The sequence below is a fragment of the Arthrobacter sp. 05T444 genome (genome assembly GCF_056395905.1).
This window is the reverse complement of record NZ_JBFTKK010000012.1, coordinates 25781-51965: the sequence shown is the minus strand read 5'-3', so window position 1 is coordinate 51965 and position 26185 is coordinate 25781. Positions and strand designations below refer to the sequence as shown.

The window sequence follows — 26185 nt, the reverse complement described above, 5'->3', positions numbered from 1 at the left end:
GATGGACAAGAGGATCTTCGGTATTGAGACCGAATTCGGCATTTCGTATTCGAGCCCCGACTCCCGCCCGCTGGCCCCGGAGGAAGTGGCACGGTACCTGTTCCGCAAGGTCGTGAGCTGGGGACGGTCATCCAACGTCTTCCTGACCAATGGTTCGCGCCTCTACCTGGACGTGGGATCGCACCCGGAATACGCCACCGCCGAATGCGACGACCTCGCACAGCTGATCGCCCACGACCGTGCCGGGGAACTCATTCTTGATGACCTCGTGGACGAAGCCCAGTCCAGGCTCGCCGCGGAAGGCTTCAACGGGACGGTCTACCTCTTCAAGAACAACACCGACTCCGCAGGCAACTCCTACGGCAGCCACGAGAACTACCTGATTCCCCGCCGGGGTGAATTCACTCGCCTCGCGGAAATCCTCATCCCGTTCCTCGTCACCCGCCAGCTCATTGCCGGGGCCGGGAAGATCCTCAAGACGCCGCACGGCGCGACCTACGCCTTCTCCCAGCGCGCCGATCACATCTGGGAGGGTGTTTCCTCCGCCACCACGAGGTCCCGGCCGATCATCAACACCCGCGACGAACCGCATGCGGACGCCGAGTTCTACCGCAGGCTCCACGTCATAGTCGGCGACTCCAACATGTCGGAAACCACGGCGCTGCTCAAGGTCGGCACGGTCGACCTCATCCTGAGGATGATCGAAGCCGGCGTCATCATGCGTGACATGCGGATGGAAAATCCGATCCGCAGCATCCGCGAAATTTCCCATGACTTGAGCGGCCGCGCCCTGGTCCGGCTCGCCAACGGGCGCCAGCTCACTGCGCTGGAAATCCAGCAGGAGTACCTGAACAAGGTCACGGCCTTCGTTCAGGAACACGGCGCGCACAACCCGCACGTCCCGCGGATCCTGGACCTGTGGGGGAGGACCCTGCAGGCCATTGAAAGCGGCGACACGAGCACCATCGACACCGAAATCGACTGGGCCATCAAGAAGAAGCTCATGGACGGTTACCGGAACCGCCACGGCCTGGGACTTGATGCCCCGCGCATCGCGCAGCTGGACCTTACCTATCACGACATTTCGCGCACCCGCGGCCTCTACTATCTCCTCCAGGCACGCGGGGCGGTCCGGCGGGTCACCGAGGACACGGCCATCAAGGACGCGGTGGATGCACCGCCGCAAACGACGAGGGCAAAGCTGCGCGGCGACTTCGTCCGCCGGGCGCAGGAGCTGGGACGCGACTACACGGTGGACTGGGTGCATCTGAAGCTCAACGACCGCGCCCACCAGACCATCCTGTGCAAGGATCCGTTCCGCAGCGTTGATGAGCGCGTGGATGCCCTCCTGGACTCCATGGGCTGATACCCAGCTTCAGGCGTTACTCTGGAAAGAGGCTGTTTTTCGGCCCCGACTGCTTTGCCGCTGGCACTCCGCGCCCGGCTCAGCATCCATCTTGCCCCGACGAAAGTTCTTACGTGCGCCGACTACTAGCAATTCTCATTCCCGGACTGCTTCTGCTGACCGCCTGCGGCGGCGGACAGCCTGCAGCCCCGGAACCGACCAGCCAGTCCGCGGGTGAGACCGCCAAGCTGGACTCCCTCAAGCTGACGGAAAACGGAGACAAGAAAGCTCCGAAGGTCGAATTCACCAAGCCCCTCGATGTCACCGAGCCCACCGTCAAGGTCGTCACCGAAGGCAGCGGGGAGCGGGTCAAGGCCAATCAGATCGCTGAGGTCTCCGTCCTGGCGCTGAACGGCAAAGACGGATCCACCCTGGATGACACTTTCGCCAAGGAACCGCAGGCCATCGAGCTGAGCGACGACTTCAAGACCAAGAGCCCCATCATTTACAACGCTTTTGTGGGCGCGAAGATCGGTTCCCACCTTGCCTTGGCCGCTCCGGCACAGGCCGCCTCACAGGGCGCCGCGGCCCAGCCGTCTCAGCTCCTCATCATCAAGGTGCTGTCGGCCAAGGACGCGCCCAAGGTGCTGGACAAGCCCGAGGGCGACACCGTTACTCCGCCGGCAGGCCTGCCGGCCGTCACGGAAAAGGACGGCGTGCCCGAGCTCAACGTCAAGGGCGTCGCCGCACCCAAGAAGCTCATCGCCCAGGACCTGATCAAGGGCAAGGGTGCCGAGGTTAAGGCCACGGACACGCTGACCGTGAACTACGTGGGCGTTGCACTGGCGAGCGGCAAGAAGTTTGATTCGAGCTTCGACCGCAAGGAGAAGGCCTCCTTCCCGTTGAGCAATGTCATCAAGGGCTGGACCCAGGGACTTGCCGGCAAGACCGTGGGCTCCCGCGTTCTGCTCGTCATCCCGAAGGATCTCGCCTACGGCGACGCGGGCCAGGGCGATGCCAAGGGCGACCTCGTGTTCGTCGTTGACATCCTCGGCGTCAAATAAGTCCTCCACAGCAGTTCCCCTACCAAGCAGAAGGAGCAACCATGTCATTTGGTCAGCGAGACCTCGACCGCCAGAAGCCGGAAATTGATTTCCCTGAAGGCCCGGTTCCCACCGATCTGGTCATCACGGACCTCATCGAGGGTGACGGTCCTCAGGCGAAGGCCGGGGACACCGTCTCCACCCACTACGTCGGTGTGGCCTGGTCCACCGGTGAAGAGTTCGACGCATCGTGGGGCCGGGGCGCGCCCCTGGACTTCCGCGTGGGCGTCGGCCAGGTCATTCAGGGCTGGGACCAGGGCCTTCTCGGCATGAAGGTCGGCGGCCGCCGCCGGCTCGAGATCCCCTCGGAGCTCGCTTACGGCTCGCGCGGTGCCGGCGGAGCCATCGGCCCGAACGAGGCCCTGATCTTCGTTGTGGACCTCGTGGGCGTCCGCTAACCCAGCAGCTGTTCTTGCACCACCCCGGCGTCTCCATCAGATGCCGGGATGGTGCGCAGCCGAAGGCGCGGTAACAATCGGAAGCAAATTCCGAATCGTTGCCGCGCTTTCGCTTTTTTCCCGGGACAGCTTTAGTAACCTAGCGAGAGTGTCCGCCATACGTACTGAACGCCTGCTGAACCTCCTGATCGCCCTCCTGAACTCCAAGTACGGGCTGCGCCGCAGCGAGCTGCGGGAGACGATCTACCACGTCGGAGCGGCCACCGACGCAGCCTTTGGCCGGATGTTCGAGCGGGACAAGAACGACCTGCGGGACTTCGGGTTCGACGTCGAAACGGTCACGGACCACGGCTGGAGCTCGGACGATCCCGCCACCACGCGGTACCGCATCGGCAAGGAGTCGAACCGGTTGCCTGACGTGAAACTCACGCCCGACGAATGGACGGTTCTTCTGCTGGCCTCCCAGCTCTGGGAGCAGGCAGCCCTCGGCCCTGCCGCCACGAATGCCATGCGCAAGCTCCAAGCGTCGGGTGGCCTGGCAGACGTCGAGCTGCCTGCCGGCGTGCAGCCCCGCATCAAGCCCGCAGGCCAGGCGTTCGAGGACCTGATTGCCGCGATGCACACCCAGCACGCCGTCCGGTTCCGCTACCTCGCCGGCAGCACCGGCAGGGAGGAAGAGCGGGTGGTCGAGCCCTGGGGGCTCGGCAGCCGGTTCGGCCAGTGGTACCTCGTGGGCTTTGACCGGGTCCGTGGCGCGCAGCGGTACTTCCGGCTCTCGCGATTCACCTCGGCGGTGTCGGTGCTGGCGAAGGAGACCTTTACGCCTCCGGCCGGCTTCAACGTCCGCGCCGAACTTGATAGCCTCCCGGAACTGCCGCTCCAGTCCGCCGTCGTGGATGTCCGCGAAGACCGCCTGCTGGGGCTGCGGAAGCGGGCCGCCGCCGTCGGCCCGCCAGAAGGAACGCCCAACGGCGGGTGGGACCGGCTGGCGGTTCCCTACCGTGACGCTGAACTGCTGGGTGAGGAACTGGCCTCCTACGGCCCCAACGCCAAGGTCGTGGCACCCGAAGAGCTCGCCGCCGCAGTGCAGCGTCGCCTGGCAGGCGCCGCCGCGTTCCTTGCGGCACCCCTGCCGTCCTACACATTCTCCGACGCGGGCCCCGGAAAGCGCGCCCGCAAACGCACCTCCGAAGACCAGCTGGCGCGCATGCTCCAACTGGTGCCGTTCCTCGTGCACAACCAGGGACTCCATATCCAGGACGTGGCGGACAAGTTCGGCATTACCCGCAAGGAACTCGAAAGCGATCTGCTGATCCTCATCTGCTCTGGACTTCCGCAGGGATATCCCGACGAGCTGCTCGACATCCAATGGGAGGACGACCACGTCTTCATCACCCAGTCGCTGGAACTGAACCGGCCGGTCCGCTTCACGGTGGACGAGGCCTGCGCCCTGCTGACGGGGCTCGAGACCCTCAACGGCTTGCCCGAGCTCGCCGAAGGGAGTGCCCTGGAGTCTGTCACCCTCAAACTCATGGCGGCGGCGGGGGAGGAGGGGCTCAGGGCGGGTGCGTTGTCCGGGCCGGAAGTGGGCCCCGCCAATTCCGCCAACCTGGAGATGATCCGCAGCGCCATTGCCTCTGGTTCACAGCTGCACCTCGTCTACCTTTCGGCGCAGAAGGATTCCCTTTCGGAGCGGGACGTCGACCCCCTGCGGCTCTACTCCATGGACAACACCTGGTACTTCGAAGCGTACTGCCATTCGGCGGCCGGCCTGAGGAACTTCCGGCTGGACCGCATCGAAGAGCTCAAGCCGAACGGAAAGCCGGTCTCCTCCCCGGTCAGGCCCGACGGCGGGTTCCCGGCGAAGCTCTTCACCCCTAACGACGACGACACCCTTGTGACGGTGCAGCTCACCGGCCACGGTGCCGGCCTTGCGGACGACTACTACGCCGAACGCACCGCCCCGCTGCCCGATGGCGGGCTGGTCGCGGAAATAAGGTTCGGAAGCACGTCCTGGCTGCCCATGTTCGTGGCACAGCACGGCGGGACAGTGCGGATTCTCGAACCGGCTGCGCTGGCGGGGGCGGCCCGGGACTGGATCGAGGCGGCCCTGGCCCGGTACGCCAGCTAGACTACTCAGCATGCCTTGGTGGTCATGGATCCTGATCTGGATTGCGCTGATAGCGCTTTCCCTGCTGTTCTACGTGCTCATGGGCATCCGGCTATGGCGGAAGTTCATGGCCACCCTGACGGAACTGGGTGCCGCCGGAGACAAACTCGGGCATCTGCCTGACCCCGGTGCTGTTCCTGGCCCGGCAACAGATCCGCCCGCGGATCCAGCGGCAGCGACACAAACAGTGCCGGGAACCGCAGTCTTTGCCTCACCGCACCAGATGCGCCATGATTACCACGCATCCAAGTCATCCCGTGTGGAAGCCCGGCGGCAGCGCCGGATCCGTCGCAAGGCCGACCGGGGGCAGCCCCAGGCCTTGCACGACATCGAATTCAGATAAACGTAGGATGTAGTTAGAGGAAAGGACTTCCAGTGGGACGACTCTTTGATGGCCCTTGGCCCATCGTAATCATCATCATCGTGGCTCTGCTTCTTTTTGCCGCGCCCAAGCTTCCGGCCATGGCACGCAGCCTCGGCCAGTCCATGCGGATCATCAAGTCCGAGGTCAAGGAAATGAAGAACGACGGCAAGCCGGAAAACCCGGACGGCACCGGTCCGGTTGAGGGTCGAGTGGTGAACCACCCGCAGTCCCGGACGACGAACGGCGAGCCGACTGACGGTACAGACGTTCCGCCGTCGAACCGCGCTTGACCTGAAGTGGCAGTGACGAGGGGCCGCAAAGCCAACCCTGAGGGCCGCATGGCTCTCATGGACCACCTGAATGAGCTTAAGAACAGGCTCATCAAATCGGCGATCGGGCTGGTGATTGGCGGCATTGGCGGCTGGATCCTTTACGATCCGGTGCTGAGCGCGCTCAAGGAACCCGTGGACCGGATTGCCGAGCATACCGGCGGCACGTCGTCGGTGAATTTCTCGAGCATCGCGTCTCCCTTCGACTTTAAACTTCAGCTGTCTCTGCTGATCGGTGCGGTCATTTCGAGCCCGATCTGGATCTACCAGCTGTGGGCCTTCATCACGCCCGGGCTGACGTCAAAGGAGCGGCGGTACACGCTCGGCTACATGGCAGCTGCCGTCCCGCTGTTCCTGGCCGGCGTCTGGGTGGGCTGGATGGTGACGCCACAGGTTGTGCGTGCGCTGACCCAATTCACCCCGTCCGGTTTTTCCAACCTCATCGACGCGCGAGACTACGTTGATTTCGTCACGCGCATGGTGCTGTTCCTGGGCCTCGCCTTCCTGGTTCCCGTGGTGCTGGTCGGCGTGAACATGGCGGGCATCATCCGCGGCCAAACGATCCTCAAAGCCTGGCGCATCACGGTCTTCCTCGTTTTCGTCCTGGCCGCCGTGGCAGCCCCGGGAGCCGATGCCCTGTCCATGTTCCTGCTGGCCGGGCCGCTCCTCCTGCTCTTCTTCGCCGCCATCGGCCTCTGCATCCTCAATGACCGCCGCCGCGACCGCCGCGCCGCCAAGCAGGCAGCTGAGACCGAGGCCACTGCCGATATAGCGACTCCGGGCAGCGAGCTGAGGAATCTCTAGCTCCGTCCCGGCTAGGCTTGAAGCATGTCCACCACCACCGGGTCCCCGTCGCCGTCCGAACGCTACCGGGCCAGCGCCGAACGGACCGCGGAATCCAAAACCTATCTGGGGTCTTTCGCCGGAACCCTGGACTTTGAGCTGGACGACTTCCAGCGGCAGGCCTGCCGGTCACTCCAGGAGGGACGCGGCGTCCTGGTGGCTGCGCCTACCGGCGCCGGCAAGACCATCGTGGGTGAGTTCGCGATCTACCTGGCCCTGCAGCGCGGGCTGAAGGCCTTCTACACCACCCCGATCAAGGCGCTGAGCAACCAGAAGTACGCCGAGCTCGCGGAAAAATACGGTGCGGACAGCGTCGGACTGCTGACCGGAGACACCAGCATCAACGGCGAAGCCCCGGTGGTGGTGATGACCACCGAGGTCCTGCGGAACATGCTGTACGCCGACTCCGATTCGCTGGATGACCTAGGTTTTGTCGTCATGGACGAGGTCCACTACCTTGCGGACCGCTTCCGGGGCGCCGTGTGGGAGGAGGTCATCATCCACCTGCCCAGCGAAGTCCAGGTGGCCTCGCTCAGCGCCACGGTTTCCAACGCCGAGGAATTCGGTGCATGGCTGGACACCGTCAGGGGGGACACCGACGTCATCGTGTCCGAGCACCGGCCGGTTCCGCTCTGGCAGCACGTGATGGTGGGCAAGGAGATTGTGGATCTGTTCGCCGGAGAAACCACTTTCGACGAAATCGCCCCCGAGGGGGAACCGGCGGCCGCCTCGGCGCTGCCGGAAGCGCCCAGTCGCGACGACGCCGGTCAACGCGGTTTCGAAGTCAACCCTGAACTGTTGTCCATGGCCCGGTCGGAAAGCCAGCTGAACTTCCAGGGCCGGTTCGGGCACGGCGGCCGCAGCCAGCGCAGGCAGCACAGGCAGCGCGCTGACGACCGGTCCCAGCAGGCAGCTCCCCGCACTGCCGTCCGGAAGGCCAGCCGGCCACAGGTAATTGCCAGCCTGGACCGGCAGGACCTGCTCCCCGCCATAACTTTCATCTTCTCCCGGGCAGGCTGCGACGCGGCGGTGTCCCAGTGCGTTGCGGCCGGATTGTGGCTCACCACGGAGCGGGAACAGCGCATCATTGCCCAGCGCGTCGACGAAGCCGGTCAGGACATCCCGTCCGACGACCTTGAGGTGCTGGGCTTTTGGAGCTGGAGGGACGGGCTGCTCAGGGGTATTGCGGCCCACCACGCCGGCATGCTGCCCACGTTCAAGGAAGTCGTCGAGAAACTCTTTGCCGATGGACTCGTCAAAGCTGTCTTCGCCACGGAAACACTGGCCCTCGGCGTCAACATGCCTGCCCGGTCCGTGGTCCTGGAGAAACTGGACAAGTTCAACGGCGAAGCGCACGTGGACATCACGGCAGGGGAGTACACCCAGCTCACCGGCCGGGCAGGCCGGCGCGGCATCGACGTCGAAGGCCACGCCGTGGTGCTGTGGCAGCCCGGCACCGACCCGGCGGCAGTTGCGGGCCTCGCGTCCCGGCGGACCTACCCGCTGAACTCCAGCTTCAGGCCCACCTACAACATGAGCATCAACCTCCTTGCCCAGTTTGGCCGGCCCCGGGCCAGGGAGATTCTTGAGTCCTCGTTCGCCCAGTTCCAGGCTGACCGGTCTGTGGTGGGCCTGGCCAAGCAGGTGAGAAGCCGGGAGGAATCGCTGGCCGGCTACGCCAAGTCCATGACCTGCCACCTGGGAGACTTCACCGAATATGCCCGGCTGAGGCGCGAATTGTCCGACGCCGAGAACTTCGCCTCGCGCGGCAAGTCCCGGGCCCGGAAGTCGCTCAACGAAGATTCGCTCAGCCGCCTCCTGCCGGGCGATGTGGTGAATGTTCCGGCCGGCCGCGCCCCCGGCTACGCCGTGGTACTGAGCTCCGACCACAGCTCGCGCGAACCCCGGCCGGCCGTGCTCACCATGGAGAATCAGTTGCGCAGAATCGGCATCGATGACCTCGAGGGCCCGATTTCCCCGCTGACCCGGATCAGGATTCCAAAGTCCTTCAACGCGAAGGTCCCCAAGTCCCGGCGCGACCTGGCCTCGTCCGTCCGCAATGCTCTGCGTGAAAACCGCCCCCCGGCGCTCGGCAGCCCCCGCAACAACGACTTTGGGCTGGGGGCCGGGCTTCCGAACCAGGAAAAAAAGATCGCCGAACTTCGGCGTGCCCTGCGGTCACACCCTTGCCACGGCTGCAGCGAACGCGAGGACCACGCCCGGTGGTCCGAACGGTGGTGGAAACTGCGCAAGGAAACGGACGGGCTAATCCGCCAGATCCAGGGCCGCACCAACACGATCGCCAAGACCTTCGACCGCGTCTGTGACGTCCTGTCCGCTTACGGGTACCTCGAAACACCAGAGCCGGGAAAGCACCAAATCAGCGCTGACGGCCAGCGCCTCCGCAGGATCTATGGCGAGAAGGACCTGCTGATTTCACAGGCACTGCGCCAGGGTGCCTTCGATGATCTCGACGCCGTGGAGGTCGCCGCACTTGCCAGCGTGCTGGTGTACCAGGCGAAGCGGGAAGACCGCGGCCTGCGTCCGCGCATGCCCAGCGTTTCGCTGGAAACAGCGGTCGACGTCGTGGTCCGCGAATGGTCGGCATTGGAGGACGTGGAGGAGCAGAACAAGCTGCCCCTGACCGGTGAGCCCGAGCTTGGGCTGGTCTGGCCCATGTACAAGTGGGCCCGCGGGCGGCACCTTCAGGAAGTCCTCAGCGGCACTGACCTGGCCGCCGGCGATTTCGTGCGCTGGGTCAAGCAGGTGATTGACCTGCTCGACCAGCTGGCCAAGATCCCCGGGCTGGATCCGCGGCTTGCCAGGCTGTGCAGCGAAGCCATCAAGATCGTCCGGCGCGGGGTCGTGGCTTACTCCACGGTGGCCTGACCCGCACCTCATCCTGCGACACCAGAACAAGCAGCAAGGAGTTCCATCCCTCATGACCGACGCAACCACCAGCGGCAAGGCCAGTCCCGGCCCGTCACGAGTGACGCTGTACCGCAACGGCTCCGTCTACACGGCGGCCGATCCGTTCGCCACCGCCATGCTCGTGGACGGTGACACTGTCGCGTGGGTGGGTTCGGAACAGGCAGCTACGTCGATTGCTGACAGTTCGATGGACGTCATTGACCTCCGCGGCGCGCTTTTGGCACCCGGATTCGTCGATTCCCATGCGCATCTGACGGAAACCGGCATGGCCCTCGATTCGCTGCAGCTGGGCGGTGTCCGTTCCGCACGGGAGCTCCTCGACGCTGTTGCGGGGGCAGCCACGGCCGGCCCCGTCCTGGGTCACGGCTGGGATGAGTCGCTGTGGGAAGATCCCGCCCTCCCTGGCCCGGACGAGCTGGAACGAGCCGCTGCGGGCCGGCCGGTCTTCCTGTCCCGCGTCGATGCGCATTCGGCGCTTGTCTCGCCGGCCCTGGCAGCCACGGCACGGCTCGACGAACTCGACGGCTTCGCCGCCAGCGGTCATGTCAAGCGGCAGGCACACGCCGCGGCCCGGCAAGCGGCCCGGAGTCTTCCCGCTGCGGCCCTTCGGGGACATCAGCGGCGTGCATTGAAAGAGGCTGCCGCGAACGGCTATGTCGCACTGGCGGAGATGGGCGCCCCGCACATCGGAAGCGTGCTGGACCTGCAGCTTGCAGCCGGGTGGAATATTGCCGCTGAATCCGACACGGCAATGCCGGAGGTTCTGCCGTATTGGGGGCAGCTGGTCTCATCGAAGGCGGAAGCCGAGGCGCTGCTGGCTGAGCTCGGGGTTCCGGTCCGCGGGCTGGCAGGCGACCTGAACATCGATGGGTCAATCGGCTCTCGCACCGCCTCCCTCCGGGAGCCGTATGCGGATGCACCGGGGGAAAGAGGAACGGCGTACCTCTCCACGGATGAGGCGGCTGCCCATCTGGCGGCCTGTTCCGTTCTGGGGATCCAGGGCGGGTTCCATGTGATCGGCGACGCCGGCCTCGATGCCGCCCTGGACGCGCTGGAGCAGGCCGCCGCGGAGGTAGGAGAACAGCGAATCCGCGCGGCGGGACACCGATTTGAACACGTCGAAATGGCTGACGCGGAGGCAATCGCGAGGCTCGGCAAGTACGCGGTCACAGTGAGCGTCCAGCCCGCCTTCGACGCTGCCTGGGGCGGTCCGGGCAAGCTCTATGAGCAGCGCCTTGGGGCCAGAAGGCGGCATATGAACCCGTTCGCGTCCTTCTACTCGGCCGGCGTCCCTGTCTGTTTCGGCAGCGACAGCCCCGTCACCCCGCTGCGGCCCTGGGCCACGGTGAGAGCTTGCCTGGAGCACAACAACCCTGCCGAGCGGATCTCGGCCCGGGCAGCTTTCCTTGGCCACACACGCGCCGGCTGGCGGGCAGCCAGGCACGCCAATCCGATGGCGGGACAGTTAGTGCCAGGCGCACCTGCCACTTTTGCGGTCTGGGATGTCGAGGAGCTCATGGTCCAGGTCGCCGACGGCAGGGTCCAGTCCTGGAGCACCGATCCGCGTGCCCGCACACCCTTGCTTCCGGCCCTCGACACCGGTTCCGATCCGCGCTGCCTCCAGACCGTCCGGGACGGACTGGAACTGCACTCCTCGGCGGGCTTCCGCGGCTGAGGGCTGCAGCGGCGGACGGCACTGCAACAAAGCGCCACGGAGCCGTGAATTTGCGGAGGATTGCCCGCAGTGAAACCGGCCCTGACCTGCGGCTATACATTAAGGGGCAGGTCAGGTGCCGGTTGACAGGGCATCGGCAGTCCGTAGCATTGAGGGTCAACGGACGGATGCATTTGGAGCGGTGTCTGTCTGGCCACCAGCGAGACAAATCGGACGCGCAAGCCACCGGGCGACACGCGGCGGTGGCACCCCGTGGGCGGGTCCATAACGCATCAGAAAACAGTTCCCTTACCGGCAACCGCGTAAACCGGAACTGGCCCGAGGCGTGTGTGGACCTGCCCGTGGCATGTCCGGCACAGGGCGGGCATGGCTGGGCACACTCAGAATAGTTGCAGCGGAGTCCCGGCTGAGGACAAGGTGTGCAGAGAGCGGCGGAAAGACGGTCTGCGTATCGCCCGTATAATGGAGAGTTGCGCTTTGCGAGTCGGCGGCCCCGCCACACTCCACGCGTGCTGACCGCTCCCATCCAGGAAAGGCCTCCCCTGTGCGTGTCCTCACCATCATTCCCACCTACAACGAGCTGGAGTCGCTCCCAATCACACTGGGACGCCTGCGTGCGGCGGTGCCGGCAGCCGACGTCCTCGTTGTGGACGACAACAGCCCGGACGGCACCGGACAGCTGGCGGACGGTATCGCTGCCGAAGACAACCAGGTCCACGTCCTGCACCGCAAGGGCAAGGAAGGGCTGGGCGCAGCCTACATTGCCGGGTTCAAGTGGGGTCTCGAGGCCGGCTATGACGTCCTGGTCGAAATGGACGCCGACGGATCGCACCAGCCGGAGCAGCTGCCCCTGCTGCTGGACGCTGTGGAACAGGGTGCCGACCTCGCGATGGGCTCCCGCTGGGTACGCGGAGGAAGCGTCGTTAACTGGCCGCTGTACCGGCAGGCGATATCCCGCATCGGCAGCACCTATTCCCGGATCATGCTGGGAGTCAAGATCAGGGACGTGACGGGCGGCTACCGCGCCTTCCGACGCACCACCCTGGAGAAGCTGAACCTGGACCAGATCGAGTCTGTGGGCTACGGCTTCCAGGTGGACCTGGCGTGGCGCGTCGCCAAAATGGGCCTGAAAATCGTCGAGTGCCCCATCACGTTCGTGGAGCGTGAACTGGGCGCCTCGAAGATGAGCGGAAACATCGTGGTCGAAGCCATGATCAATGTGACGAAGTGGGGCCTGACGGCCCGCTGGAACAAACTGACGGGAAGGCGGCCGGCGTCCAGCCGGGCATAGCCGCTCCGCCCGGCTGAACCGGCTCAGCTTTCGCCGGCAACACAAAAGGCCGGATCCGCTGCATGTGCGCAGCGGATCCGGCCTTTTGGCGCTTCACTGGGGGCTAGGCTGAGCGCCTTTCGCCCCGCCGTTCACGCAGAATGGTGAGGCGGTCTTCGAGGATCTGCTCAAGTTCGGGAAGCGACCGGCGCTCCAGCAGCATGTCCCAGTGTGTGCGGACAGCCTTTTCATTGCTGGTGTCCGGGCGTTCGCCATCAACGAGCAGCGCTTCTTTGCCGGTTTTGGAAACCCAGACAGGGGGGATCTCGGCTTCGGAGGAGAAGGTTACAAAGACCTGCTCGCCGTCCTCGCACCGGTACTCAACCCGCTGACGCGGAGCCGGCTCCACGCCGGATTCGGTCTCCATGCTTTGGGCGCCAAGACGCATGCCCCGCAGGCTGCGATCGCTCATGATTTCTCCCTCTGGTCGGTTCGCGGAGCGGGCTCCGCGCTAGCCGGAGGTTTCAAAGCTGCCTCCGGACTACGTTGTGCTCTACGTAGCATCATTAATTGAAACGCTCTGCCAAGCAATGTTGTTCCGAACGGAGTGAACCGACCGGACAAATATCCCATTATACGGATTTGCTGCCTCTCCAGCAACGCGGAGGCGGCTCCAAGGGCCTGCCCCCTCTACGCCATGGAAGAGGGAGGCCCGCCCGGCGGCGTGCCTCCCTCGTATTCCGCAATCTAGGATGCAGGCTGTTTGTCGGCGTCGTCACCCGCGCCGAACAGGTCGCCGGAGCGCGGGTCGGGATTGGTGCCGCCCAGCGCGTTGCCGATTCCCTTGAGGGCTTCGCCCACCTCGCTGGGGATGATCCACAGCTTGTTGGAAGAACCTTCGGCGAGTTTGGGAAGCGTCTGCAGGTACTGGTAGGCGAGGAGCTTTTGGTCCGGATTGCCCTTGTGGATGGCATCAAACACCTTTTGGATCGCCTGGGCTTCACCGTCGGCGCGGAGGATGGCCGCCTTGGCGTCACCCTCCGCTTTGAGGATGGCCGCCTGCCGCTGGCCTTCCGCCGTCAGGATGGCCGACTGCTTGGTGCCCTCGGCCGTCAAGATCGCGGCACGGCGGTCACGTTCAGCCCGCATCTGCTTCTCCATCGAATCCTGGATGGAGTGGGGCGGATCGATCGCCTTCAGCTCCACCCGGGAAACCCGGATGCCCCAGCGGCCCGTGGCCTCGTCCAGCACACCGCGGAGCTGGCCGTTGATCTGGTCGCGGGACGTCAGCGCCTCTTCGAGGTTCAGGCCGCCCACCACATTCCGGAGCGTCGTGGTGGTCAGCTGCTCCACAGCCTGGATGTAGTTCGCGATTTCGTACGTTGCAGCGCGGGGGTCCGTCACCTGGAAGTAGACCACGGTGTCGATGGACACCACCAGGTTGTCCTCCGTGATCACGGGCTGGGGCGGGAACGAAACCACCTGCTCGCGAAGATCCAGCAGCGGCAGCAACCGGTCAACGAACGGGATCAGGATGGTCAGGCCAGGGTTCAGGGTCCGCTGGTACTTTCCCAGACGTTCAACAACACCGGCCCGGGCCTGTGGCACGATCCGCACTGAACGAACCAGCACGATGACGACAAAGACGATCAGGACCAGCATCACGATCGTGACGGCGAATCCTCCTGGACTATCCATACTTCTCCTTCATTCCCCAATTTTTCAGTGAAGCTGTACGTTGACGGCTCAGCCGCCATATCTGCTGCCGCCTGCTTGGAAACAGCAGAAATCTTGATGTGTCCGGCGGTTACTGGATGGCGGTTTCCGACTGTGGTGCCACGACCGCCGTCGCGCCTTCAATGGCGGCAACGATCACGCGCTGGCCTTCCGCCAGCACACCGGAGTCGGAGCGTGCACTCCAAATATCGCCGCCGATCTTGACCAGGCCCCCGGTGGAGGACACGGCCTCCATGACAAGCGCCGTCTCGCCGATCAGGCGGTCAATGTTCGTGCGCTGTTCAGCGGGTCCTTTGTGAAGGTGCTTGAGCGTGACCGGCCGGACGAAGGCGATCATCAGCAGGGACACTACGCAGAAGACTACGATTTGAAGCCACAGGTCAGCCCCGGTGAAATCGGCCACAAGCGCGGCCAGGGCGCCTCCGCCAAGCATGATGAAAAACAAATCAAGGGTCAGCATCTCCACGGCTGCGAACGCGAGAAATACCGTGAGCCAGAGTGCCCACCAGTTTTCGCCTAGCCATTCGAACATTCGGTTCCCCCTTGATCCCGGGGGCTGCGGGGCAGACCCTCAGTAACTTTCTTCCATCCTAGATCGAACCGGCAACGCCGGGCAGGTGACCGGCGAGCCCGCGCCAGAACGTGGCCAAGCCGTTATTTATCGGCCGCCCCCGCGGGGAGAAAGACACTGATCCGGAACTTACAGCTGACACCGGTCAGAGCTGGGAAGCGGGCCAGCCGGGCCGCCAATTCGCCGCGGTCGGTGTGGTGGCCGGCAGGGCCCATGAGGGCCAGGTTGGCAACGTCAGCCGGGGAGAGCTCAAGATTTAGGTCGAGGTCCTGCGCGGACAGCAGTTCAAAATGGGCCGCGAGAGCGTCGGCCAGCCGTTCATCCTTTCCAGGCTCTATCCCGAGCATTCCCGTCTGGCTGGCGATTTCGCCGAGGTGCCCACGCCGGGGCGTCACCACAACCAGCCGGCCGGAGGGCTTGAGTACGCGGGAGAATTCAGCGGCGTTGCGCGGCGCAAACACCACCGTCACGACGTCGACGGCGGCGTCCGCCACCGGAAACGGCTGCCACACGTCGCTCACCAGGTTTACGGCCTCGGGGTTGAGCCGTGCCGCGCGCCGGAGCGCGAACTTTGAGATGTCCAGTCCGACGGCGGCAATAGGCACCGCTGTGCCCACGCGGTCGAGTACCGCCCGCAGGTAGTGGCCGGTTCCGGTGCCGGAATCAAGGACTGTTGGTTCCGGGCCGCGCAGGGCAGGTACGGCCGCGGCAGCCACCGAATCTGCAAGCGGCCGATAATGTCCGGCGTCGAGAAAGGCGGTGCGGGCGGCCACCATGTCAGCAGTGTCCGCCTCGAATGCAGTTCCCTTGCCGACCAGCAGGTTGAAGTAGCCCTGCCTGGCGGCGTCGAAGCTGTGGCCGGCTTGGCAGGTGAGGGCACGGGCGAGGGAGGCCGTGCCTCCATCCGCCCCGGCCGGGACGGGAGCGAGGCCGGCGCGGCAGACAGGACACAGCAGGGCAGGCAGGCGGGATGGCATGGGGACAATCCTAGGGCTGTTGACCGGGTGCGCCAGAAGGTAAAGCCGTGGGGAAAGGGAACCGTGAGGTGTTTCACACGCCTCGGCCGAGACGCTAGGCTCACGTGGGTGAAGCCTGAACACCTGCCGCTGCTCAAGTCCGTCTCCGCCCCTGCCGCCCACCCTGACGGCTCACGCGCCGTTGTGTCGGTCACCCGCCCCGACTTCGATGCCGACGCTTACGTGGGCCAACTGTGGAACGTCCCCCAGGATCCCGAAAAACCGGCGCGCCGAATAACACGCGGCTTCCGGGACACCGCTCCGGCCTTTTCCCCTGACGGCCGGGTCCTAGCCTTCCTGCGGGCCACCCCCGGCGGCAAGCCGCAGCTGCACGTGGTGGAAGCCGCCGGGGGAGAGCCCCAGCTCCTGACGGACAGGCACCTCGGGGTCTCCTCCTACGCCTGGTCACCGGACTCGCAGCGCATAGTCTTTGGCTCAAGGGAGCCTGACGACGGCCGCTATGGCACCATCGAGGGCGTCAGCGCAGGCGGTGAAGATGCCCGCCTCATCACCGGCTTCAAGTACAGGATGAACGGCGTTGGCTACACGGGCGACAAGCCGTTGCAGCTCTTCATTCTGGATGTTCCGGAACTTGGCGGGGAGCCCGAAATTAGGCCCGCGGGCCGCGCGCTCAGGGACGGTGCGCGCACCGCTGTGGACCGGCCCGGGCAGTCCGCCGGCAACGCAGGAGCGGCCATCGGCCTTCCGGACGCGAGGCAACTCACGACGGCGGCAACGGACCACACCGGTGAATCCTTCAGCAGCGACGGATCATCGGTCTACTTTGTGGCCGAACTGCACGAGGCGAGCGATCAGGACCTGGTCAGCGGCATCTACCGCCTTCCCGCCGGCGGCGGTGATCCGGTGCCGGTCAAGGCCCCAAACGTTGGGCCCCAGACCGTTCTTGACGTCCGCGAGTCGCAGGACGGGAAGTGGCTGTTTTTCACCGCCCAGGACCTTGGCGGCTCCAGCCGGGACTTCGTCGCAAAGAACACCGTTCTCCACGTCATGCCCGCGGCGGGCGGAGAAGCCCGGGCGCTCAGTGACGCCGAAAACATGGACGTTGCCGCCCCTGGTGCTCGGATCGAGCTCCGCGGCAGCGACGCTGCCCTGGCCCTGAACAACGCCCAAGGCACGGTGGAACTGCTTGAGTTCAGCGCCACGGGTAGCCATGCCCTGCTGGTCCACGGCGACAGGGTGGTCACCGGCGCCGGCGCCGCCGGCGCGTCACTGTTCATCAGCTTCACGGACTCCGCCACGGAAGGCGACGTCGCCTTCCTCGGCAACGGCCAGCTGCGGCTACTGACGGATTTCTCGGCCGCCCTGCGGACGGAGGCCGGCATCATCGAGCCCCGGGAGCTGGTCTTCCCGTCGCCGGATGGGTACGAAGTCCACGGCTGGGTGCTGATGCCGCCGGGCAAGGGCCCGCACCCGGTGCTGCTCAACATCCACGGCGGTCCGTTCGCGCAATACACCGTGGCTCTCTTTGACGAAGCGCAGGTCTACGCGGAGGCCGGCTACGCGGTGGTGATGTGCAACCCGCGCGGTTCGGCAGGCTACGGGCAAGCGCACGGCAGGGCCATCAAGGAGCGGATGGGCACTGTGGACATGCAGGACGTTCTCGCCTTCCTGGAGGGTACCCTGGACAAATTCTCCGCGCTGGACGCCAAGGCCCTCGGGATCATGGGAGGTTCCTACGGCGGATATCTCACCGCATGGACCATCAGCCAGGACCACCGCTTCAAGGCCGCGATCGTGGAGCGGGGTTTCCTGGATCCGGTCAGCTTCGCCGGCTCATCCGATATCGGCTGGTTCTTCGGCGGCGAATACACCGGGGAATCACCCGAGCAGGTGGCGGCCCAAAGCCCCATGGCCACGATCGCCGGCGTCCGGACGCCCACCCTGGTCATCCACAGCGAGGACGATCTCCGTTGCCCGGTGGAACAGGGCCAGCGGTATTTCACTGCGTTGAAGCAGCAAGGCGTGGAATCGGCGTTCCTGGTATTCCCCGGCGAAGACCATGAACTGTCCCGGTCCGGCACGCCTCATCACCGCCGTCAGCGCTTTGAGCACATCCTGGCGTGGTGGGCACGGTACCTGCCAACGGAGTCCAACCGTGGTGCGGAAGGCCAAGAGGCGCGAAACGAGGAAGCCGCGGACTAGCGGGTGGGGGACTAGGGGCCGTCCGGGTGGCCCGCACTTGGGAGCCCGGGTATTGAGGAACCCTGCAGAAATCCAAGCTCCTGGCGGGACTTCCCAATGCCCGGTTCGGCCCAGCGCGCCGCGTACTCACTGTTGGTACTGAGCGAGCGGAGCTGGGCCCTGTCGATATACAGCGTTCCGTGGAGGTGGTCAGTCTCGTGCTGGACGATCCTCGCCTGCCAGCCGCTGAAGTCCCGGCTCATCGGATCTCCTGCCGGCGTCAGGTAGTCCAGCCGGACACTTTCCGGCCGTTCCACCACGGCCTGCAGCCCGGAAAGGGACAGGCAGCCTTCGAAAAAGGCAGCAGTCCGGTCTCCCAGCGGCTGGTAGGCCGGGTTGAGGACGGCGAAGAACTCAAGCGGTATCCGGCCCCTCGCTGCCGCCATGTCGTCATCGACCTCAAACCGGTCTTCGAGAACGGCAAGCTGAAGCGGAATCCCCAGCTGGGGCGCCGCCAGGCCCACACCGGGTGCCGCGTGCATGACCTTCCTCATCACCTCAACCAGCTGATCAAGTTCGGCCGCGCTTAACTGCCCCTCGAACGGAGCGGAGCGTTGCCTCAGGACAGGATGTCCTGCCTGGACTATGGGCGGCAGCGTTTCCAGCGCGAGCAGTTCCTGCACGGTCTCCCGGATGCGGTCAGGGGTGTAGGAGGTTGGCGGAGATGCTTGGTTCATGGGGAAAGCCTAATGGGGCGCGCAGGCCGCCGTGACGAAGTCGTAGATCTTGCCCCTCAAGGCGGTCCCGGCGGCGACTTTCACGAGGCCTGTGCGGGCACCCACGGCAACGCGGAGCGGAACGAGCGTGCCCACCTTGTCCTCGGCAACCGCGTGCGGATCGCAGCGGGCGGGACGGACTCCCAGGTCCAAATTGACGGCCGGGCCGCCGGCTTTCACCATGATGTCCCGGGGCCAGGGTCTGGCGGGATCCTCGGCCAACAGCGTTGTGGTCTCAATGCGCTCGATGACCAGGCTCGTGGCGGCCCCGCCGCGGCCGGGGGCCGGTGCGCCCTCTGCCGGAGAACCGGGAGCCGGCCCGCTGGCGGTTCCGGAGGACTTCGGAACGCCGGGCCGGATGAACAGATGAAGCGCGGCACGCTCGCCGTCGGCGGACACAGTGAGTTCCGGTCCGAGGACGATCCCGGCGACGGCACGTACCTCACTGGCCAGGCACTGCTCCGAATTGTTGCGGGCCAGCACGCCGAAGGGGTCTGTGGCAGGAACGTTCCGCTGTGCGGGGCCCGGCGCAGAGCCGGGCACCAGCGTGACGGTCACGACCGGCAGCGGAATGTCGACCCCAGGGCTTTTGCTGCCATCCGGAGCGGGGCCGGGGCTGCAGCTGGCAGGCGTCAACTTCGCAGGCAGACTCTTGCCCTGGCCGGGCGGGAGGTCGACTCCGTCCGGGGAGCCGTGCCAGTCAATCCCCGCTGCGAACAACGGGCTGGCGACGCCCGCTGACTGCACCGTCACAGTGTCCTTGCCGTTGTTGGTCAACTGGATCTCGATGATTTGGTTCCCGTAGTTGTCACGGAACTGATTCACCATCGCGGTGAGCGGCGCAGCAGCGGAGGAACCCGCGACTGGGCTCGGTTGCCCGTCGGGCTCAACAGGTTGCGGGGTGCACGCGCCGGCACCGAGCAGCGCAGCAATGGCGAGAACACAGCCGCCTGCGGCACTTACCGAGTGGGAAGTCCGGGACATGGGAGCCATGCGGGCGCTCCCCGCCAAGTGGAATTTGTATTGCACGGTCATGGGTCTCTCATTGCATGGTGAACCGTCTGGCCACGTGGGCGTTCAGCGCCGGCGCCGCTCCTATCCGCGCGATCGCGGCGTTCCGCATCCGCAGCAGTCCGTCCGGGAGCGGCCTGCCCAGCGCCATGTTCACCTCGGCCTGGCGTTTCGCCCCTGCGGCGGCCCGGCGCCTCGACGCGTCGAACCGGCGAAGGTCCGCCCCGGATGGCCGGCTGTGCAAGGCGGCCAGGATGACCGGCGCCAGGGATTCCGCGTCCAGCCAGCCAAGGTTCATGCCCTGGCCGCCGATGGGGCTGATCTCGTGGGCGGCATCTCCGATAAGGGCTGTCCTCCCGGCCACCATGCGCGCCGCCAGGCGGGAACGGACGCCGAAGCTGCTGAGCATGCTGTTGCTGCCGGCGTCCAGGGCAATACCGGTTCTGTCGCCCACGAGGCCGGCCAGCAGATGAGGGTCGGGACGGTCCGGCGGCCGGGAAAGCCTGACAACCCAGCGGCGGACTCCGCCCGGCAGCGGAAAGGATTCGACGATCCCGCCGGCCTCGAGAAACAGGGCAGCGTCCTCCCCGTACGGGCTCGAGTCAGGGAAGTCGCCCATTAGATAGTGGTCCGGGTATCGCCGCTCCGCAGCGGGCACGCCCAGCAGCCGCCGCACTGTGGAATTTGCGCCGTCCGCCCCCACCGCCAGCGAGGCGGAGAACCTCCGCCGGGTGCCGGCGACCGTGGCGTCGGCAGTGACCCTGCCGCCGTCGTCGTGCATGTCCGTCACCTGCGCTCCGCGAACCAGGGCACCGCCGTCCAGTTCCAGGAGCCGGGCCTCGAGGACGGCCTCAGTGACCGGCTGCGGGACGGCCAGGACGAACGGGTAGCGCTCCGACACCGGCGCGAACGGCATGTGCGCGATTTCCTGGCCCAGCCATACGGCGCGTCCACGGCGGATGGGGATCCCCCGGGCGATCAGCGGAGAGGCTGCGCCGATGCGGTCCAGGGCGGACAGGGCCGGGGGATGGATGCCGATGGCCCGTGTATGCGGGTTCCGCCCGGTCCGCTTTTCAAGGATGCGGACGGCCACTCCATGCTGCAGCAGCAGCGCGCCGAGATAGAGGCCCACCGGGCCGCCGCCAACGATCAGGACATCAGTCACGGCCGGCATCCCGCATGTAGGTGAGCAGGCAGTGGAAAGGGGAGTGGGGCTCCGCTGACCACCCAAAAGGCACGACGGCGGCAAGTTCCGTCACGGTGTAGCTGCGCCTGATGGAGGTCAGGCCGTCGCGGCGGATGTACGAGCCGGCCAGTGGCAGCGCGCCCGCCGCAAACAAAGCGTAGGCCAGGGCGCTGCGCCGGAGATCGTTGTGGAGCACGATGCGCCGGGACAGCACCGCGGAATCGCTGAGCAGGTTCTGCAGTTCGGCCGGGGTGAGGTGGTGCAGCACGTGGTTGGAAATGACGATGTCGTAGGCCCTGCCCTCCGCGACGAGCTCGGCACTCGTGGCCTGGCGGAACTGAACCCCCCGCACGGGTTCCCGGCTCGCTGCAAACCGGTAGGCGCGGGCGTCGGGATCTATGCCCGTGATGTTGAGCTGAATCCCGTCCCTGGCCGCCCACTTGGCCAGCATCAGCGCCAGGTCCCCGCCGCCGCAACCGATGTCCAGCAGGGTGGACGGTGCGGCGGGCGTGAGGAGCGGCCGGAGCCTGCTGCGGTACAGGAGGTGCCAGCCCGAGACGGCGCGGTTGACGAGTGCAAACTGGCTGTACGTGCGGTTAAGGCGTTCCGGATCGCAGTCCGGCCGGTCCATGTCCTCGATGGCCTCGGCGTCGCGCGCGCCCAGTAGTCCCATGGCGCGGTCAGGCCAGGGAGGATTCGGCCTCGTCCGCCAGCCGTGGGTCTTGGAGCGGTTGGTTTATCTTCGTGAAAAGTCCGGTTTCGACCGTCAGCCCGGGTCCGAAGGCCATGGAGCAGATGCGTTCGTCGCCTTCCTGCGCCGGAAGATCGAGGATGTGCCTGAGGACGAAGAGCACTGTGGCGCTGCTCATGTTGCCGAAGTTCCGGAGGGTCTCACGGGCCGGGACCAGTTGCTCGTCGGTGAGGTCCAGCCGGGACTGCACCTTGTCCAGGATGCTGCGTCCACCCGGATGGATGGCCCAGTGGGTGATGTCCCGGTAGGGGAGTCCGGTGAGCGAACTTTCGCGGGCCAGCAGCGGTTCCAGGGCGCCCACAATGTGGTCGTCGATGATGTGCGGAACGTAGTTGCCGAGGACCATTTCAAAGCCCTCATCACCGATGTTCCAGGCCATTGAGTCTTCACCTACCGGCGTGAGGACAGTTTCGAAGTGGTCCAGCTGCAGCAGCGGCGTTGATTCGGGTACTTCGCGCGCTGTGACGACGGCGGCTGCCGCGCCGTCCGCAAAGAGAGCTGAGCCCATGATGGCGTCCGGATCGTTGGAGGTGCGGACGTGGAGCGAGCAGAGTTCGGCGCAGACGACGAGGACGACCGCCTCCGGGTCCGCCTCGCAGAAGGACTTCGCGGCCCGGAGCGCCGGGAACGCGGCATAGCAGCCCATAAACCCGAGGTGGTAGCGCTGCACTGCAGGATTGAGACCGAGCGCACGGACGATCTTGTAGTCCGGGCCCGGGTTGAAGAACCCCGTGCACGAAACAGTGATGAGATGAGTTATGTCAACTGGATCGATCCCGGCGCAGCTGGAGACGGCAGCAGAGGCGGCCTCGATGAAGATTTTCGTGGCCTCCCTCGCGAACAGGTCGTTGCGGGCCTTCGTGCTGGGGCTCCGGAGCAGTCCCGTGGCGGGATCGAAAAACTGCGGGTTCTCCGCCTGCGAATCCATGGTCAGTTCCTGGACGGCCGTGTAGCGGGTATCGATGGCGGCTGAGTCGAAGCAGGTGGAAACCAGCCGTGAGCCGAGCCGTGTGAGGCCGGGCTGGGCAGCAAACACGTCGCGTGCTTCCGTCTGGATGAGCAATGTGGGCGGAACAGCTGTTTCGAGTGCTCTCACGTAGACCGTCATTCGTTCATTCTTAGTGAGAGCACGCCTTAAGACAATGGATGGGCCGGCTGGCCGTCGTGCGTCATGGATCAGATGTCCAGACCGGTCAGGAATCGAGAAGCGACGGTCACGTGCCGCGGCTAGACTGAGCCAGATAATCCCGATGCGCGACTTCAGGAGTGACCATGACCGGCTCTTCCACCCAGGGAATCAAGACGGTGCTGCATCCCGTTTCCGACCTGGCGGCTGCCAAAGCGGTGTACTCCGCCCTGCTCGGCGTACCGCCGCAGACCGATGAGTCCTACTACGTCGGGAACGTCCTGGGGCTGCTTCAGGACCGATAAGTGCCGGGCCCCGGAGGGGTGACGCGCCCACGATGGTGAACCGGGCGTACCGCTCGAGGCTGGTTAGATGGAGCCAGTGGACGCCGACGGAGACCGCGAAGGCGGCCCGCTAACAGATGGAGACACGATGATCACGGCCACCCAGACGGACACGCAGTCGCCAGCGCAGCCGATTGCCGACACCCACGACCTGATCCGCGTGCAGGGCGCACGCGAGAACAACCTCAAGGACGTCAGCATCGAGATTCCCAAGCGACGGCTGACGGTGTTTACCGGTGTCTCCGGCTCGGGCAAGAGTTCACTGGTGTTCAGCACCATCGCCGCGGAGTCGCAGCGGATGATCAATGAGACCTACAGCGCGTTCGTGCAGGGCTTCATGCCGAACCTGGCCCGGCCTGACGTCGACCTGCTCGAAGGCCTGACGACGGCGATCATCGTGGACCAGGAGCGGATGGGTGCGAACCCGCGCTCGACGGTGGGCACCGCCACCGACGCCAATGCGATGCTGCGTATTCTCTTCAGCCGGCTCGGGCAGCCGCACGTCGGGCCGCCCACGGCGTTTTCCTTCAACGTCCCGACGCGCAAAGCGAGCGGGGTGATGAGCACCGAGAAAGCCGGTGGCCGGGTCGAGAAGAGTGTGGTGCAGGGTGCCGTGTACCTGGGCGGCATGTGTTCACGCTGCGAGGGCATGGGCTCGGTCTCTGACTTTGACCTCACGGCGCTGTACGACGACAGCAAATCGCTCGCCGGGGGTGCCCTAACGATCCCCGGCTACAGCATGGACGGCTGGTACGGCCGCATCTTCAGCGGGGCCGGCTTCAACATGGACAAGCCCATCGCGAAGTTCACCAAAAAGGAAATGCACGACCTGCTCTACAAGGAGCCGACCAAGATCAAGGTCGAGGGCATCAACCTGACGTACGAGGGGCTGATCCCCAAGATCCAGAAGTCGATGCTCTCCAAGGACGTCGAAGCAATGCAGCCCCACGTCCGGGCCTTCGTGGAGCGCGCCATCACGTTTCAGACCTGCCCCGAGTGCGACGGCACGCGGCTCAGCCCGGAGGCCAGGTCCTCGAAGATCCAGGGCAAGAACATCGCCGAGCTGTGTGAGATGCAGATCAGCGACCTGGCCGCGTGGGTCCGCGGGCTCAACGAGCCTTCGGTCGCGCCGCTCCTCAAAGGCTTGCAGCACCTGCTCGACTCGTTCGCGGAAATCGGGCTGGGTTACCTCTCGCTGGACCGGCCGGCGGGCACGCTGTCCGGGGGAGAGGCCCAGCGCACCAAGATGATCCGACATCTGGGCTCGTCCCTCACGGACATCACCTATGTCTTTGACGAACCGACGATCGGCCTGCACCCGCACGACATCGAGCGGATGAACCAGCTGCTGCTGCAGCTGCGCGACAAGGGCAACACCGTGCTCGTCGTTGAACACAAGCCCGAGACCATCGCCATCGCCGACCACGTGGTCGACCTCGGCCCCGGGGCGGGCACGGCAGGTGGCAGCGTGTGCTTCGAGGGCACCGTCGAGGGCCTGCGCGGGAGCGACACCATCACCGGTCGCCACCTCGACGATCGGGCAAGGCTCAAGGAGTCGGTGCGGACGTTGTCCGGCGCGCTTGAGGTCCGCGGGGCGTCGGCACACAACCTCCGGGGCGTCGACGTCGACATCCCGCTGGGCATGCTCTGTGTGCTCACGGGCGTCGCCGGCTCCGGCAAGAGCTCGCTGATCCAAGGCTCGGTCGCCGGCCGCGACGGTGTCGTGGTGATCGACCAGGGCGCGATCAAGGGTTCGCGTCGGAGCAACCCGGCCACGTACACGGGGCTGCTCGAACCAATCCGCAAGGCGTTCGCCAAGACCAACGGCGTGAAACCCGCACTGTTCAGCTCTAACTCTGAAGGCGCCTGTCCCACATGCAACGGGGCGGGAGTTATCTTCACCGAGCTGGGCGTCATGGCCACCGTCGAATCCACCTGCGAGGACTGCGAGGGCAAGCGGTTCCAGGCGCCGGTGCTGGAGTACACGCTAGGCGGCCGCAACATCGCCGAGGTGCTGGCGATGTCGATGACCGAGGCGGCGGCGTTCTTCGGGGCCGGGGAGGCACGTACTCCGGCCGCCCACAAGATTCTCGACCGGCTCGTGGACGTCGGGCTCGGGTACCTTACCCTTGGCCAGCCGCTCACGACGCTTTCCGGCGGCGAGCGGCAGCGGGTCAAGCTGGCAACCCAAATGGCTGAAAAGGGCGACATCTACGTGCTCGACGAACCGACCACCGGCCTCCACCTCGCCGACGTCGAGAACCTGCTCGGCCTGCTCGACCGGCTCGTCGACTCCGGCAAGTCGGTCATCGTCATCGAGCACCACCAGGCGGTCATGGCGCACGCCGACTGGATCATTGACCTCGGTCCGGGAGCCGGCCACGACGGCGGCCGGATCGTCTTTGAGGGCACACCGGCCGACCTCGTCGCCGCCCGTTCCACCCTGACGGGCGAGCACCTCGCGGCCTACGTCGGCGCGTGAGATACGGGAGATCCACCCGACCCTTGTTGGTTCAGGGTTGGGCCTGGGCCCCGAGGTACTGGCGAAGCCCGGGAATGGCGAAGCCGACGTTGCCGTGGCCGGCTGATTCGATCAGACGGCTGCAATGAGCCGGTTGCGGCACTTGGACACCACGTTGGGCTTGGACTGGATGACGCCATATCAGGTTCGCGCTCAACTCCGGTACAGCCGACGTCGGCAGGTTGGTCACCGGCTGAAGCTAGAGTCGCGCCATCAACGCGTACACGACGCGTGCAACGACGCGACTTGATACTGCGCCGATCAGCCCCTTCCGGCTGATTATAGAAACGCCGATAATCTACATTATGTCAACCTACGGTTCAGAAGGGGCCCGTGGTGCGATGGTCTGGAAGTGCCCGCCGGGGCGGGCCGGCGAAACAGCGAGACCCGCATTGCCTACCCGTGCGATCCCCACTCCTGACGAGGCGCAGACTGAAACCGCACGGGAAACGCATCAATCTTGACTAAGGACGGTTGAAGATCCGAGGAAGGCTCCGGTGCAACTTCACTAGTGCAAAAGTACGGTTTACCTCCGCCAGGATGGAGATAAGCTTCGGGCATGTCAACTCTTGGGGG

Annotated in this window: 22 protein-coding genes; 13 read left to right on the top strand and 9 right to left on the bottom strand. The window is 65.6% G+C overall.

Features of this window, described 5'->3' with window-relative positions:
- Position 1: 1 nt before the first annotated feature.
- From pafA to AC1DD3_RS12955, 10 genes are all read left to right on the top strand, one after another.
- The gene (gene pafA, locus AC1DD3_RS13000; RefSeq protein ID WP_230121112.1) at positions 2–1366 is read left to right on the top strand and encodes a Pup--protein ligase; all 1365 of its coding nucleotides are present in this window, start codon (positions 2–4) and stop codon (positions 1364–1366) included.
- A 113-nt stretch (positions 1367–1479) separates the two neighbouring features.
- Entirely contained in the window at positions 1480–2409 is a 930-nt protein-coding gene (locus tag AC1DD3_RS12995) for an FKBP-type peptidyl-prolyl cis-trans isomerase (protein WP_230121113.1), read from the top strand.
- Positions 2410–2450: 41 nt separating this feature from the next.
- The gene (locus tag AC1DD3_RS12990) at positions 2451–2846 is read left to right on the top strand and encodes an FKBP-type peptidyl-prolyl cis-trans isomerase (protein ID WP_230121115.1); all 396 of its coding nucleotides are present in this window, start codon (positions 2451–2453) and stop codon (positions 2844–2846) included.
- Positions 2847–2994: 148 nt separating this feature from the next.
- Complete coding sequence (locus AC1DD3_RS12985; protein WP_476881844.1) at positions 2995–4977, top strand: helix-turn-helix transcriptional regulator; 1983 nt, start codon at positions 2995–2997, stop codon at positions 4975–4977.
- A 10-nt stretch (positions 4978–4987) separates the two neighbouring features.
- On the top strand, positions 4988–5359 hold the full coding sequence (locus tag AC1DD3_RS12980) for a hypothetical protein (protein WP_230121487.1): 372 nt from the start codon (positions 4988–4990) through the stop codon (positions 5357–5359).
- Between the two features lie 32 nt (positions 5360–5391).
- Positions 5392–5670, top strand: a complete 279-nt coding sequence (gene tatA, locus AC1DD3_RS12975) for a Sec-independent protein translocase subunit TatA (protein ID WP_230121488.1) — start codon at positions 5392–5394, stop codon at positions 5668–5670.
- A 48-nt stretch (positions 5671–5718) separates the two neighbouring features.
- Positions 5719–6513, top strand: coding sequence for a twin-arginine translocase subunit TatC (gene tatC, locus AC1DD3_RS12970; RefSeq protein ID WP_230121489.1), 795 nt, complete (start codon positions 5719–5721; stop codon positions 6511–6513).
- A 24-nt stretch (positions 6514–6537) separates the two neighbouring features.
- Positions 6538–9441: a DEAD/DEAH box helicase gene (locus tag AC1DD3_RS12965; RefSeq protein WP_230121490.1), complete on the top strand. Its 2904-nt coding sequence runs from the start codon at positions 6538–6540 to the stop codon at positions 9439–9441.
- Positions 9442–9493: 52 nt separating this feature from the next.
- Positions 9494–11158, top strand: a complete 1665-nt coding sequence (locus tag AC1DD3_RS12960; protein WP_476881843.1) for an amidohydrolase — start codon at positions 9494–9496, stop codon at positions 11156–11158.
- 544 nt (positions 11159–11702) lie between these two features.
- Entirely contained in the window at positions 11703–12449 is a 747-nt protein-coding gene (locus tag AC1DD3_RS12955; RefSeq protein WP_230119394.1) for a polyprenol monophosphomannose synthase, read from the top strand.
- 103 nt (positions 12450–12552) lie between these two features.
- Here AC1DD3_RS12955 and AC1DD3_RS12950 read toward each other — a convergent pair whose 3' ends face one another.
- The 4 genes from AC1DD3_RS12950 to AC1DD3_RS12935 all read right to left on the bottom strand — a co-directional run bounded on the left by AC1DD3_RS12950 (position 12553) and on the right by AC1DD3_RS12935 (position 15713).
- Entirely contained in the window at positions 12553–12900 is a 348-nt protein-coding gene (locus AC1DD3_RS12950) for an RNA polymerase-binding protein RbpA (RefSeq protein WP_003802221.1), read from the bottom strand.
- Between the two features lie 275 nt (positions 12901–13175).
- Entirely contained in the window at positions 13176–14126 is a 951-nt protein-coding gene (locus tag AC1DD3_RS12945; RefSeq protein ID WP_230119395.1) for an SPFH domain-containing protein, read from the bottom strand.
- A gap of 109 nt (positions 14127–14235) precedes the next feature.
- Positions 14236–14697 (bottom strand): NfeD family protein, encoded by a 462-nt coding sequence (locus tag AC1DD3_RS12940; RefSeq protein ID WP_230119396.1) that lies wholly within the window; start codon positions 14695–14697, stop codon positions 14236–14238.
- 122 nt (positions 14698–14819) lie between these two features.
- Complete coding sequence (locus AC1DD3_RS12935) at positions 14820–15713, bottom strand: methyltransferase domain-containing protein (protein WP_230119397.1); 894 nt, start codon at positions 15711–15713, stop codon at positions 14820–14822.
- Between the two features lie 108 nt (positions 15714–15821).
- Between AC1DD3_RS12935 and AC1DD3_RS12930 the strand changes: the two genes are divergently transcribed.
- Positions 15822–17915, top strand: coding sequence for a S9 family peptidase (locus AC1DD3_RS12930; protein WP_476881842.1), 2094 nt, complete (start codon positions 15822–15824; stop codon positions 17913–17915).
- Between the two features lie 11 nt (positions 17916–17926).
- Here AC1DD3_RS12930 and AC1DD3_RS12925 read toward each other — a convergent pair whose 3' ends face one another.
- From AC1DD3_RS12925 to AC1DD3_RS12905, 5 genes are read right to left on the bottom strand one after another with little or no spacing between them, the layout of a single operon-like run.
- Positions 17927–18631 carry a peptide deformylase gene (locus tag AC1DD3_RS12925; RefSeq protein WP_476881841.1) on the bottom strand — a complete coding sequence of 235 codons (705 nt, stop codon included), beginning with the start codon at positions 18629–18631 and terminating at the stop codon, positions 17927–17929.
- 9 nt (positions 18632–18640) lie between these two features.
- Positions 18641–19705 carry a hypothetical protein gene (locus tag AC1DD3_RS12920; protein WP_476881840.1) on the bottom strand — a complete coding sequence of 355 codons (1065 nt, stop codon included), beginning with the start codon at positions 19703–19705 and terminating at the stop codon, positions 18641–18643.
- Positions 19706–19712: 7 nt separating this feature from the next.
- Positions 19713–20846 carry an FAD-dependent oxidoreductase gene (locus tag AC1DD3_RS12915; RefSeq protein WP_476881839.1) on the bottom strand — a complete coding sequence of 378 codons (1134 nt, stop codon included), beginning with the start codon at positions 20844–20846 and terminating at the stop codon, positions 19713–19715.
- Entirely contained in the window at positions 20839–21540 is a 702-nt protein-coding gene (locus tag AC1DD3_RS12910) for a class I SAM-dependent methyltransferase (RefSeq protein WP_230119402.1), read from the bottom strand. The genes AC1DD3_RS12915 and AC1DD3_RS12910 overlap by 8 nt, the downstream gene beginning before the upstream one ends.
- 7 nt (positions 21541–21547) lie before the next feature.
- Positions 21548–22726, bottom strand: coding sequence for a type III polyketide synthase (locus AC1DD3_RS12905; RefSeq protein ID WP_230119403.1), 1179 nt, complete (start codon positions 22724–22726; stop codon positions 21548–21550).
- Positions 22727–22890: 164 nt separating this feature from the next.
- Here AC1DD3_RS12905 and AC1DD3_RS12900 point away from each other — a divergent pair, with 164 nt between their 5' ends.
- Both AC1DD3_RS12900 and AC1DD3_RS12895 read left to right on the top strand, forming a co-directional pair.
- Complete coding sequence (locus AC1DD3_RS12900) at positions 22891–23049, top strand: hypothetical protein (RefSeq protein ID WP_230119404.1); 159 nt, start codon at positions 22891–22893, stop codon at positions 23047–23049.
- A gap of 127 nt (positions 23050–23176) precedes the next feature.
- Positions 23177–25570 (top strand): ATP-binding cassette domain-containing protein, encoded by a 2394-nt coding sequence (locus tag AC1DD3_RS12895; RefSeq protein ID WP_230119446.1) that lies wholly within the window; start codon positions 23177–23179, stop codon positions 25568–25570.
- Positions 25571–26185: the final 615 nt, after the last annotated feature.